Consider the following 11,787-nt stretch of genomic DNA (forward strand, 5'->3'; position numbering starts at 1 on the left):
AGTATGTTGCATAACATATTTTGTCCCTATTCCCCCTATTTATAGGAGTTTAGAGGAGGAATAATACTCTCTTTCGATGCTAAACGTCTGAAAAATAGTTAATAGTATTCTTGCCGTTTCTGAGGAAAACACTATCTTTGGACGAATTTTCTAAGGAAATGTATCGTTTAACCATTTGAAAAGTCGAGTATTATGCTTGAAAAAACGCTGGTCATTTTAAAACCATGTACTCTTCAACGGGGATTGATTGGAGAGATTGTTCATCGTTTCGAACGGAAAGGATTGCGGTTGGCCGGCATGAAGATGATGCTACTGACAGACGAATTGTTAAGCGAACATTACGCCCATCTCAGCAGCAAACCTTTCTTTCAGCGTGTGAAAGATTCAATGATGGCAGCTCCTGTTATTGTTTGTTGTGTGGAAGGTGTGGATGCTATTCAAACAGTCCGTACGTTGGCGGGACCGACCAACGGACGTCTCGCTGCACCGGGAACCATTCGTGGGGATTACAGCATGAGCTTTCAGGAGAATATAGTTCACGCTTCTGATTCTCCGGAGACGGCAGCAGTCGAGTTAACAAGATTTTTTAAACCGGAAGAGATATTCGGATATAAACAGGTGACTTTTGACTACCTATATGCAAACGACGAATATTAAATGAATTGACAAAAGACGAATGAATTTTAACAGCATTATCAAAACTGGATTGGTGGTGGTAGCGGCTATGGTTAGTCTGAGTGCTTTCTCTCAAGACCTGATTGCCCGCCAGGCACCGATAGACAAAAAATTAAAATCTGTAGATTCTTTGGCGTTGCAGAAGCAGATTCGTGCCGAACAGTCCGAATATCCTGCTTTGAGCCTCTATCCTAACTGGAACAACCAGTATGTTCATGCTTACGGAAATGCTATAATTCCCGAAACTTATACGATTGACCTGACAGGTTTCTGTATGCCTACTTCAAGCACGAAAATAACTTCTCCATTCGGACCCCGTTGGAGGAGAATGCACAATGGTCTGGATTTGAAAGTGAACATAGGCGACACGATTGTGGCTGCTTTCGATGGTAAAGTGCGTATTGTCAAATACGAACGTAGAGGATATGGAAAATACGTGGTTATCCGTCACGACAATGGATTGGAAACGGTCTACGGACACTTGTCCAAGCAGTTGGTTGAAGAAAACCAGTTGGTGAAGGCAGGAGAAGTAATCGGTTTGGGTGGTAATACCGGGCGTTCCACAGGTTCGCACCTGCACTTTGAAACCCGTTTCTTAGGCGTTGCAATCAATCCCGTTTATATGTTTGACTTCCCGAAACAGGATATTGTTGCCGATACGTACACGTTCCGCAAGACAAAGGGCGTGAAACGTGCAGGTTCGCATGATGTGCAGGTTGCCGACGGCACTATCCGTTACCATAAGGTGAAAAGCGGAGATACTTTGTCGCGTATTGCCAAGTTGCGCGGTGTATCGGTCAGCACGCTTTGCAAGTTGAACCGCATCAAGCCGACTACGACTTTGCGTATCGGACAGGTTTTGCGTTGTTCGTAACTTATTCCCTTGCTTATAAAACAGTAATACAATAGCTTTGGAAGAGGGCACTTTAATATAATTTAGAGTGCCCTCTTTCTCTTTTTACTTAATTATTGTTACCTTTGCACACTATTTGGAAGAAAATGAAAGATACCAAACAACAATTTGAATATGTCATCGCTCTGTGCCGTGACTTATTTTCCAAGAAACTACACGATTACGGGCCTGCTTGGCGTATCCTTCGTCCGGCTTCGGTAACCGATCAGATTTTTATTAAAGCCAATCGGATTCGCAGCATTGAAGTCAAGGGGGTGACCTTGATTGACGAGGGAATCCGTTCGGAATTTATTGCTATAGTCAATTACGGTATCATCGGACTTATCCAGTTGGAATTGGGATATGCCGAATCTGCCGACATCAGCAACGAGGAAGCGATGGCTTTGTATGATAAGCACGCCAAAGCAGCTTTGGAACTGATGCTTGCCAAAAATCATGATTATGATGAGGCTTGGAGAAGTATGCGTGTTAGCTCTTATACGGATTTGATTTTGATGAAGATATACCGCACCAAGCAGATTGAGAGCTTGTCCGGCAACACGTTGGTATCCGAAGGAATTGACGCCAATTACATGGATATGATAAATTACTCTGTTTTCGGATTGATAAAGATAGAATTTGAAGGCTAAGAACTTACATATCATTCAGGAAGTGGTGGCAAACACTGGTCGCTTTCTTTTGGCGGCTTCGTTCATCTTCTCCGGATTTGTGAAAGCAGTTGATCCGTTGGGCTTCCAATATAAGATACAGGATTATCTGGCTGCATTCGGGATGGCTTCCTGGTTTCCTTCCTTCTTTTCCTTACTGAGTGGCATCGTACTCTCTGCCATTGAGTTTTTTATCGGTATTTCCTTGTTTTTTGGCACGCGGCGGACGCTTGCCTCTTTTCTGGCTTTGGCGCTGATGATATTCATGACACCGTTGACACTCTATCTTGCCTTGTTCGACCCGGTTTCGGATTGCGGTTGTTTCGGCGATGCGTGGGTGCTTACGAATTGGGAAACGTTTGGCAAAAACATCATACTATTGCTTGCGGCAGTCGTCGTGTTCCGTTACAGGAAGATGCTGATTCGCTTTATCAGTGTAAAAATGGAATGGCTGCTTTCTTTATATACATTGTTTTTTGTATTTGCCTTGTCGTTCTATTGTTTTGACCGTTTGCCTATTTTGGATTTTCGACCCTATAAGATAGGCAAGAACATTCCTGAAGGAATGGAGATGCCCGAAGGAGCGAAACCGAGCGTATATGAGAGTATTTTTATATTGGAAAAGAACGGGGAGCAAAAAGAGTTTACGCTGGAGAACTACCCCGACAGCACATGGACATTTGTCGATACGCGTACGGTGCTCAAGGAAAAAGGTTATGAGCCGGCTATCCATGACTTTTCGATGATAGACTTGAGTACGGGAAATGATATAACGGAAAATGTGCTGACCGATATGGGATATACTTTCCTGTTAGTTGCCCACCGGATTGAGGAGGCGGATGACAGTAATATCGACTTGATTAATGAAATATACGATTACTCGGTGGAGCATGGTTACGGATTCTATTGCTTGACTTCTTCGCCCGAGGAACAGATAGAACTTTGGAAAGACAAGACCGGAGCGGAATATCCTTTCTGCCAGATGGACGACATAACACTGAAAACGATGATTCGTTCCAATCCGGGATTGATGCTGATAAAGAACGGAACGATTCTGAATAAATGGAGCGACGAGGACATACCGGACGAATATGTATTGACCGACAAACTGGAAAATCTGTCGTTGGGACAGCAGAAAGTGAAAAGTGATGTCCACACGATAGGATATGTATTCTTGTGGTTTATAATTCCGTTGCTGCTGATATTGGGAACCGATGTTCTGATTGTCCGTCGCAAAGAACGGAAATCCGTCAGCCCTAAACCGTCGGAGAGTGAAACGGAAATAAAAGAACAGTAAATTTATTAACCCTTTAAATAAAGAAAACAAAATGAGAAAGAACATTGTTGCAGGAAACTGGAAAATGAACAAAACCCTTCAAGAGGGTATCGCTTTGGCTAAAGAACTGAACGAAGCATTGGCTAACGAAAAGCCCAACTGTGATGTAATCATCTGTACTCCGTTTATCCACCTGGCTTCTGTTACTCCGTTGGTAGACGCTGCTAAAATCGGTGTAGGTGCTGAAAACTGTGCAGACAAGGTATCCGGTGCATATACAGGTGAAGTTTCTGCTGAAATGGTAGCTTCTACCGGTGCTAAATATGTAATTCTGGGTCACTCGGAACGTCGTGCATATTATGGCGAAACTGTTGCTATCCTCGAAGAGAAAGTAAAATTGGCTTTGGCTAACGGCCTGACTCCGATTTTCTGTATCGGTGAGGTTTTGGAAGAACGCGAAGCTAACAAGCAGAACGAAGTGGTTGCCGCTCAGATGGAATCTGTATTCTCTCTGTCTGCCGAAGACTTCTCTAAGGTTATCCTGGCTTACGAACCGGTTTGGGCTATCGGTACAGGCAAGACTGCTACTCCTGAGCAGGCACAGGAAATCCACGCTTTCATCCGTTCGATTGTTGCTGACAAGTACGGCAAAGAAATTGCAGACAATACTTCTATCCTTTACGGTGGTAGCTGCAAGCCTTCTAACGCTAAAGAATTGTTTGCTAATTCGGACGTTGACGGTGGTTTGATTGGTGGTGCTGCTCTGAAAGTATCCGACTTCAAAGGTATCATCGATGCATTTAACGCATAATTAACTTTCACTTTTTTCACCACGGATTACACGGATTCGCGCAGATTTCTTTCTTCCTGTTATGGATAATCCGTGTCAATCTGTGCAATCTGTGGTGAAACCAGTTCTTTTATAAAATGAAAAAAATAGCTTTACTTACTTTATTGTTGGTCTTGACGGCAAGTGCCGGTCTGCAAGCACAAAGCATTGTCAAAAGTTTGGAACGTGCAGTGCCGGGCCAGGGAAAAGTGACCATTCATCAAGACCCTCGTATCGGAGCTTTGATAGGTGTGGAGCGTTCTGCGACGGGTGAACATAAAGTAATAAAAACTTCCGGCTACCGGATACAGGCGTATGCCGGTAACAATACCCGTCAGGCCAAGAACGATGCTCATCATGTAGCTGCACGCATCAAACAGCATTTTCCGGAATTGCCGATATATACCTCGTTCACTCCGCCCCGTTGGCTTTGCCGCGTAGGCGATTTCAGAAGCATTGAAGAAGCGGATGCGATGATGCGTCGGTTGAAGGCTACCGGTTTGTTTAAAGAAGTTTCTATTGTAAGAGCTCAGATTAATATCCCTTTATAAATCTATCATGTTAGGAAAAGAAGAAATTGTCTCTCCGAATCTGGAAGAGTTGAAAAATCATTATCACAGTATTATAACCTTGTTGGGTGAAGATGCCGGACGGGAAGGGTTGTTGAAAACGCCCGAACGGGTGGCCAAAGCGATGTTGAGCTTGACGAAAGGTTACCATATGGACCCTCACGAAGTGCTCCGTTCCGCCAAATTCAAGGAAGAATACAGTCAGATGGTGATTGTCAAAGACATTGATTTTTTTTCTCTTTGCGAACATCATATGTTGCCTTTCTACGGAAAAGCGCACGTGGCTTACATCCCCAACGGCTACATCACCGGACTTAGCAAGATAGCCCGCGTAGTCGATATCTTCTCTCACCGCCTGCAAGTGCAGGAGCGCATGACGCTGCAAATCAAAGAGTGCATCCAGGAAACGCTCAATCCATTGGGAGTAATGGTTGTGGTAGAAGCTAAGCATATGTGTATGCAGATGCGTGGGGTGGAAAAACAGAATTCCATTACGACTACTTCAGACTTTACCGGTGCTTTCAATCAGGCAAAGACGCGTGAAGAATTTATGAATCTTATTCGGCACGGGCGGGTATAAACAGGTTTCCCGCCTTAAGAGGGGGGATTAGCGCAAAACAACGCGGTCGCCCAGACGTTTTGCCATGATGTTTTGCACCGCTCTCAGGTCATTATAGCGCGACATTAGCGAATCGCACTTCTCATTATCGTGAGCCAAAGCCGGGTCTTGCAAGGCTTGGAGCATATGCTTTAACTCCTCCTTCACGATGGCATATTTGAAATTAATCATCAGTGTGGGAACCAACTCGTAGAGCCGTTCCTCGTCCGTTACAATCTTTTGCGACTTGGAGTGGTATTTGCTGAGCTGATAGCGGACATTAATCAGGTCGACACTCAGTTTGCTGATTACCGGGTCGGGGTGTGCCAGGAAATAACGTTCCGCGATGAAGCCCGAATCATGCATATGTGCCGCTGCTTCCGACAACATCTGGCGGTGCAACGGATTGTGGAAAGCCAAATCATCCTCCTTCAAATCGTTGACAACATACTCTATGACGGTTACCGGAATTTCGTTTCCCTCTTCATCCGTCAGGTTGCACATGACTTTCTCACCGTGGCGCACTACCGCCTGCAATATCAGCCGTTCAAATTTATAGAACTCCTGTCCCTCTTTTCCTTCCTGAGGGATAAAAGAAGCATAGTTGTCTGCTTGTGGCGGGAAAGATGCTTCGGTATATCCGGCTTCGGCAACTTCCGGCGGCAACGGAGTATTGCTGTCGAGTGCGGGTGTGTTTCCATTGGCCGGCTCTGCCTGTCCTTGCTGTGCCGTTGAAGCATTCCTTTGCGCAATCCGGCGGTCGCGCTCGTGCTGCTCGGCTCGTTTCTCGGCTTGTGTTTCCCGTCTTTTGGCAACTTCCGATACGAGCAGTTTATCTTCCACGTGCAGCAGTTGGGCACACTCTTTGATGTAGACATCGCGTACAATCGCTTCCGGTATGACAGAGATGCTTTGTACTAAGTTGCCAATCAGTTCTGCCCGCTTGATAGGGTCTCTGCCCGCATCTTCCAGCAGCAAGTTGGTTTTGAAGCGGATAAAGTCCGTCTCATGTTCCGATATGAAGGCTTGGAATTCCGCCGAGTTGTGTTTGCGGGCGAAAGAGTCCGGGTCATCGCCGTCGGGTAGCAGGCAGACTTTAATGTTCATCCCCTCCTCGAGCAGCATATCGATACCTCGGATAGAAGCCTTGATACCCGCCGCATCGCCGTCGTAGAGCACCGTCATGTTGTTGGTGAACCGGTGAATCATACGGATTTGCCCCGGCGTAAGAGCAGTTCCCGAAGAAGCGACAACGTTCTCTATACCCGATTGGTGCATGGAAATAACATCCGTGTAACCCTCAACCAAGAAACAACGGTCTTGTTTTACAATCGCCTGCTTGGCAAAGTAGATACCGTATAATTCGTTGCTCTTATGATAAATATCCGATTCGGGCGAGTTGACGTATTTCACTTTCACCCCTTTGGTGGCGCTGGCAAGCACACGTCCGCCAAAGGCAACCACCTTGCCGGAAAGCGTATGAACGGGAAAGATGACACGTCCCCAAAAACGGTCGCGCAAGCGATGGTCGTCCGTCTCGTAGCAAAGCCCGGTCTTTACCAGATACTCCTTCTTATATCCTTTCCGTATGGCCTCGTTGGCAAAGGCGTCGTGACTGTCGGTACAGTAGCCCAACTGGAACTTCTCGATAATATCGTCGCGGAAGCCCCGGTTGCGGAAGTAAGCCATACCGATGCTGCGGCCGTCGATATGGTTCTTCAGAATATGCTGAAAGTAATCGCGTGCGAAGTTATTGACAATAAACAGACTTTCGCGTTCGCTTTCTGCAAACTTCTCCTCATCGCTCAGTTCCCGTTCCTTGACTTCGATGTTGTATTTCTTGGCAAGGTATTTCAGGGCTTCGGGATAAGACATCTGTTCGTGTTCCATGATGAAGTGCACTGCGTTTCCGCCTTTGCCGCAAGCAAAGCATTTGCAAAGCCCTTTGGCGGGCGAAACGTAGAAAGAAGGCGTCTTGTCACTGTGGAACGGACACAGACCAACGTAGTTGACACCACGCTTGCGCAGGGTGACAAAGTCCGAAACGACATCCATAATCTGTGCCGCGTCCAATATCCGGTCGATGGTAACTTGGTCTATCATTCTTCCTTTTCTTCTGTGATTTCATTTTGGCGACCGCAAAGTTACATATAAAAATATATATAAAAAGCGGAAAGTACGGTTCTTTTAGACTTTGTTGCAAGGAACATGAAACACGCTGTGCTGCTATTTAATCTTTTCCCGGATTTTCGTCAGATACTTTTTCATTCCTTCCGCATCCCTGTTCTCGATGATTTCAAGAAGGTTCTTCAACTCGGTACGGATATTTGCCACCTGTCCCGGAGTGCGTGGGTTGAACAGGATTTCCTGAAGCAGATAGTCGTCTTCGCCCAGCAGGCCTTTGGCGATAGCCATATGCTTCTTGAACGTGGTTCCTGGAGCTTCCTGATGTTTCATTACCGCAGCAAATACAAAGGTCGACACGAACGGGATGGAGAGCGAGTAGGCCACCGTCTCGTCGTGCTCGTCGAATGTATATTCGAAGATATTCAGCCGCAATGTTTGGTAGAGGTCTTTGAAGAAAACCTTTCCCAAGTGGTCGCCTTCGCTGATGATGATGGCGTTTTCGCTGCTCAGGTTACTGAGGCTGGCAAAGGTGGGGCCGAACATCGGGTGGCTCGAAACAAAACGGAAGCCGCTCTCTTCGTAGAACTTTTTCAGCCCTGTCTTTACAGAGGCGATGTCGCTGATGATGCAGTCTTTGGGTAATACGGGCAGTACGTTGCGGAAAGCATCCAATGTATATTTCACTGTGACGGCGTTGATGACCAGTTCCGGTTCGAACTCCTTGATTTCTTCCAGCGTCGTGAAACGGTAGGTGTTGTAGACGAAACGCAACTGGTGCGGATTGACATCGTACACTGCCGTTTCGTGCTGGAAACTTACTATGTCGGTAAAGAAGGAGCCCATTTTTCCGGCTCCGAGGATTAATATTCTCACGTTGGGTAATGATTAACGGTTGGTTATGGGTGATTGGCTGTCCATCCCCCTTTCACTTGTTGATAATCTCTATCTGTTGGCGGACGGATTCTTCGTGAATGGCTTCGAAGATTTTCTTCATAAACTCAGCGTCCATTCCGCATTGTTCTCCCTGCATTCCGCGTTTTTCGAGAATTTCGTTGTAACGTCCCGCCTGCAACACCGTGATGTTGTGCTCTTTCTTGAACGTACCGATTTCGCGGGCAATGCGCATTCTCTTCGAAAGTTCCTGGATGATGTTGTCGTCGCACTCGTCAATCTGCTTGCGCAGCAGGCTCAGGCTCTCCGTCGACTGGGTTTCCGTGCGGATAACCAACATATTGAGGATGTAGTCGAGCACATCCGGCGTCACCTGTTGCGAAGCATCGCTCCACGCACAGTCCGGGTTGCAGTGGCTTTCTACAATCAGACCGTCGAAATTCAAGTCCATTGCCTGCTGGCAAAGCGGAGCTACCAGTTCGCGTTTGCCGCCTATGTGGCTCGGGTCGCAGAAGATGGGCAGGTTGGGGATGCGGCGGCGCAGTTCGATGGGAATGTGCCATTGGGGAAGATTGCGGTAAATCTTCTTGTCGTAGCTGCTGAAGCCGCGATGGATGGCGCCCAGGCGTTTCAGGCCTGCGTTGTTGATGCGTTCCAGCGCACCAATCCACAGTTCCAGGTCGGGATTGACGGGATTCTTGACCAATACGGGGATATCGACACCTTTCAGCGCATCGGCGATTTCCTGTACGGCGAAAGGATTGGCGGTGGTGCGTGCGCCTACCCAAAGAATATCGATACCTGCCTTCAAGGCCTCGTAGACGTGCTTGGCAGTTGCCACTTCGGTAGCGACGTACATTCCCGTCTCCTTTTTCACCCGTTTCAGCCAGGCGAGTCCCTCTACGCCGATTCCTTCAAAACCACCCGGTTTGGTACGCGGTTTCCAGATTCCGGCGCGGAATATCTTTTGCCCTTTGGCTGCCAGTTGTCTGGCGGTGTCCATCACTTGTTCTTCGGTTTCCGCGCTACACGGGCCGGCAATCACAACCGGTCTTTTGGTTTCGAGACCCGGTAATAAAATTGATTCGAGTTCCATATGCTTAGTTGTTTTTATTGTTGTACGAAATGATTGTTTGAGCGGCGGGAAGCGGTCAGAGCCTTTTGATTCTTTCCAGTGCTTCCGCCAGTTTGTCCTCTTTGCAGCAGAGAGAAATGCGGATGTATCTCGCTCCGTTGCTGCCGAAGATAAATCCCGGTGTGATGAATACCCTTGCCTGGTGCAATACCTTCTCCGTCAGCTCCTCCACGTCCTTGCAGGATACAGGGATTTTCCCCCAGAGGAACATTCCCACTTGCTGTTCGTCGTAGGTGCAGCCCAATGTCTGCATAATCTCTCCGGCGAGTTGGCGGCGGTTGCGGTAGTTGGCGTTGTTGGCTTCGTACCAGTCGGTCTCCGCTTCGAGCGCAGTTGCCGCAGCCAGTTGCATGGCGCGGAACATTCCACTGTCGATGTTGCTTTTCACCTTCAGTATCCATTGCACGAATTCCGCATTGGAAGCCAACATACCGATGCGCCAGCCCGGCATATTGTGGCTCTTGCTCATGGAGTTGAATTCGATGCAACACTCCTTCGCTCCCGGCACACTGAGAATGCTGGCGGGGTGGTCGTTGAGTATGAAGCTGTACGGATTGTCGTTCACAATCACGATATTCTTCCGGCGGGCGAAGTCGACAAGACGCTCGTACAGTCCGGGCGTTGCGTTTGCGCCTGTCGGCATATTCGGATAATTGGTCCACATCAGTTTCACGCGGCTTAAATCCATCTTTTCCAGTGTCTCGAAGTCGGGCATCCAGCCGTCGTCCTCTTTCAAGTCGTAGTGGATGACTTCGGCGCCGAGTATCCTGCTCAGTGAAGTGTAGGTAGGATACCCCGGATTCGGAACCAACACCTGTTCGCCCGGGTTCACAAAAGCCAGCGTGACGTGGAGGATTCCCTCTTTCGAGCCAATCAACGGCTGTATTTCCGTATTCGGGTTCAGCTCGACTCCATACCAGCGACGGTACCAGGCTGCAAACCCTTTGCGAAGTTCGGGAATACCCACATACGGCTGATACCCGTGGGCGTTGGGGTCGCGGGCGTTGTCGCACAAGGTTTCGATGGTCTTTTCCGAAGGCGGCATATCGGGACTGCCGATACCCAGGCTGATGACCTCTTTCCCTTCCGCATTCATCTGTGCTACCTCTTTCAGTTTCTTTGAGAAGTAGTATTCGCTTACGCTTGCCAGCCGTTCGGCGGGAGCGATTCTATAGGTTTGATTTTCCTTCTGCATATTCGCCTAATAATTTAAGTTCTTTGGTCAGTGGAGTGATGGCTGCAATGGATTGCTTGTATCTCAGATAGTCGTTGAAGGTCACGTCGACGTAAAACTGATATTCCCATTCGCGTCCGATAATCGGCAACGACTGTATCTTGGTGAGGTTGATGTTGTAGAACGAGAGGATGGAGAGCACTTGCGACAGGCTGCCTTCCGTGTGCGGCAGTGTGAACACCATGTTTGCCTTGTTGGCAGTGGCGGCGTGGTGCTGCCGCAGTTCGTCCGCCTGCCAGGGGTCGGCAACGACGAGGAAACGGGTGAAGTTGTGCTTGTTTGTCTCGATGCCCTCCTGCAACACTTTCATTCCGTAGCGCTCGGCAGCTGCTTTGGAGCAGATGGCGGCGTGTCCTTTCAGGTTACCGTTCTTGATGGTCTCTGCGCTGCGTGCCGTGTCTTCGCCTTCCACCACTTTCAGTTGCGGGTGCTGGTTCAGGAAATCGCGGCACTGCATCAGGGCGATGGGGTGGGAGTTGACTTCCGTCAGGTCTTCCCAGCTTTCGTCGGGCAGGCAGACGAAGCTGTGCGAGATGCGCAGTTTGTATTCGCCGATAATCTGCGTGCCGCTCTGCCTCAGCAACTCGTTGTTGTGTAGCAGGCTTCCGGCAATCGTATTCTCGATGGCGAGCATCCCGATGACCTGGCTGTCTCTGCGTATGGAGGCAAACACGTCTTCGAAGGTGGCGCAACAGATTAGCTCTATCTCTTCTCCTTCGAAATATTTGTGTGCGGCGATGTCGTGATAAGAGCCGAGTGTTCCTTGAATAGCTATCTTTTTCATTGTCTTGACGATGTATTATAAAAAAATCCCGCGTCCGTATCGGAGCGGGATTCATATGATTGATTTCTTTATTCTGTCCTTAAGCATCACTGTCACTTGATACATACAA

General features: G+C 48.0%; 12 protein-coding genes. 7 read left to right on the forward strand and 5 right to left on the reverse strand.

Translation table 11 applies throughout. The features are described from left to right. The first annotated feature begins 192 nt into the window (after positions 1 to 192). The 7 genes from ndk to folE all read left to right on the forward strand — a co-directional run bounded on the left by ndk (position 193) and on the right by folE (position 5,489). Entirely contained in the window at positions 193 to 657 is a 465-nt protein-coding gene (ndk, locus tag QZ331_RS06865) for a nucleoside-diphosphate kinase (protein WP_294629212.1), read from the forward strand. Between the two features lie 19 nt (positions 658 to 676). Then, the gene (locus QZ331_RS06870; RefSeq protein WP_294629213.1) at positions 677 to 1,549 is read left to right on the forward strand and encodes a M23 family metallopeptidase; all 873 of its coding nucleotides are present in this window, start codon (positions 677 to 679) and stop codon (positions 1,547 to 1,549) included. Between the two features lie 125 nt (positions 1,550 to 1,674). After that, positions 1,675 to 2,217, forward strand: coding sequence for a DUF1599 domain-containing protein (locus QZ331_RS06875; protein WP_294629214.1), 543 nt, complete (start codon positions 1,675 to 1,677; stop codon positions 2,215 to 2,217). Continuing rightward, entirely contained in the window at positions 2,207 to 3,532 is a 1,326-nt protein-coding gene (locus QZ331_RS06880; protein ID WP_294629215.1) for a BT_3928 family protein, read from the forward strand. The genes QZ331_RS06875 and QZ331_RS06880 overlap by 11 nt, the downstream gene beginning before the upstream one ends. A 31-nt stretch (positions 3,533 to 3,563) precedes the next feature. Continuing rightward, positions 3,564 to 4,322: a triose-phosphate isomerase gene (tpiA, locus tag QZ331_RS06885; protein WP_294629216.1), complete on the forward strand. Its 759-nt coding sequence runs from the start codon at positions 3,564 to 3,566 to the stop codon at positions 4,320 to 4,322. A 116-nt stretch (positions 4,323 to 4,438) separates the two neighbouring features. Continuing rightward, positions 4,439 to 4,891, forward strand: a complete 453-nt coding sequence (locus QZ331_RS06890; RefSeq protein ID WP_294629217.1) for an SPOR domain-containing protein — start codon at positions 4,439 to 4,441, stop codon at positions 4,889 to 4,891. A gap of 7 nt (positions 4,892 to 4,898) precedes the next feature. Continuing rightward, on the forward strand, positions 4,899 to 5,489 hold the full coding sequence (gene folE, locus QZ331_RS06895) for a GTP cyclohydrolase I FolE (RefSeq protein WP_294629218.1): 591 nt from the start codon (positions 4,899 to 4,901) through the stop codon (positions 5,487 to 5,489). A gap of 27 nt (positions 5,490 to 5,516) precedes the next feature. On the opposite strand, the gene dnaG is transcribed toward folE, so the two are convergent. From dnaG to QZ331_RS06920, 5 genes are all read right to left on the reverse strand, one after another. After that, entirely contained in the window at positions 5,517 to 7,610 is a 2,094-nt protein-coding gene (dnaG, locus tag QZ331_RS06900) for a DNA primase (RefSeq protein WP_294629219.1), read from the reverse strand. A 123-nt stretch (positions 7,611 to 7,733) separates the two neighbouring features. After that, positions 7,734 to 8,507, reverse strand: coding sequence for a prephenate dehydrogenase/arogenate dehydrogenase family protein (locus QZ331_RS06905; protein WP_294629220.1), 774 nt, complete (start codon positions 8,505 to 8,507; stop codon positions 7,734 to 7,736). Between the two features lie 52 nt (positions 8,508 to 8,559). Beyond that, complete coding sequence (locus QZ331_RS06910) at positions 8,560 to 9,621, reverse strand: bifunctional 3-deoxy-7-phosphoheptulonate synthase/chorismate mutase type II (protein ID WP_294629221.1); 1,062 nt, start codon at positions 9,619 to 9,621, stop codon at positions 8,560 to 8,562. A gap of 55 nt (positions 9,622 to 9,676) precedes the next feature. Continuing rightward, positions 9,677 to 10,855, reverse strand: coding sequence for an aminotransferase class I/II-fold pyridoxal phosphate-dependent enzyme (locus tag QZ331_RS06915; protein WP_294629222.1), 1,179 nt, complete (start codon positions 10,853 to 10,855; stop codon positions 9,677 to 9,679). Further along, a complete protein-coding gene (locus tag QZ331_RS06920) occupies positions 10,830 to 11,678 on the reverse strand; it encodes a prephenate dehydratase (RefSeq protein WP_294629223.1) in 849 nt (282 codons plus the stop codon). The genes QZ331_RS06915 and QZ331_RS06920 overlap by 26 nt, the downstream gene beginning before the upstream one ends. Between the last annotated feature and the right edge of the window lie 109 nt (positions 11,679 to 11,787).

Source organism: uncultured Bacteroides sp. (assembly GCF_910586915.1).
Lineage (GTDB): Bacteria > Bacteroidota > Bacteroidia > Bacteroidales > Bacteroidaceae > Bacteroides.

Bases quoted from the DNA above. Each gene is read 5' to 3' on its own strand.
- ndk (WP_294629212.1), top strand. From the start codon at position 193: ATGCTTGAAAAAACGCTGGTCATTTTAAAACCATGTACTCTTCAACGG.
- dnaG (WP_294629219.1), bottom strand. From the start codon at position 7,610: ATGATAGACCAAGTTACCATCGACCGGATATTGGACGCGGCACAGATT.
- QZ331_RS06875 (WP_294629214.1), top strand. From the start codon at position 1,675: ATGAAAGATACCAAACAACAATTTGAATATGTCATCGCTCTGTGCCGT.
- QZ331_RS06915 (WP_294629222.1), bottom strand. From the start codon at position 10,855: ATGCAGAAGGAAAATCAAACCTATAGAATCGCTCCCGCCGAACGGCTG.
- QZ331_RS06910 (WP_294629221.1), bottom strand. From the start codon at position 9,621: ATGGAACTCGAATCAATTTTATTACCGGGTCTCGAAACCAAAAGACCG.
- folE (WP_294629218.1), top strand. From the start codon at position 4,899: ATGTTAGGAAAAGAAGAAATTGTCTCTCCGAATCTGGAAGAGTTGAAA.
- QZ331_RS06890 (WP_294629217.1), top strand. From the start codon at position 4,439: ATGAAAAAAATAGCTTTACTTACTTTATTGTTGGTCTTGACGGCAAGT.
- QZ331_RS06920 (WP_294629223.1), bottom strand. From the start codon at position 11,678: ATGAAAAAGATAGCTATTCAAGGAACACTCGGCTCTTATCACGACATC.
- QZ331_RS06870 (WP_294629213.1), top strand. From the start codon at position 677: ATGAATTTTAACAGCATTATCAAAACTGGATTGGTGGTGGTAGCGGCT.
- tpiA (WP_294629216.1), top strand. From the start codon at position 3,564: ATGAGAAAGAACATTGTTGCAGGAAACTGGAAAATGAACAAAACCCTT.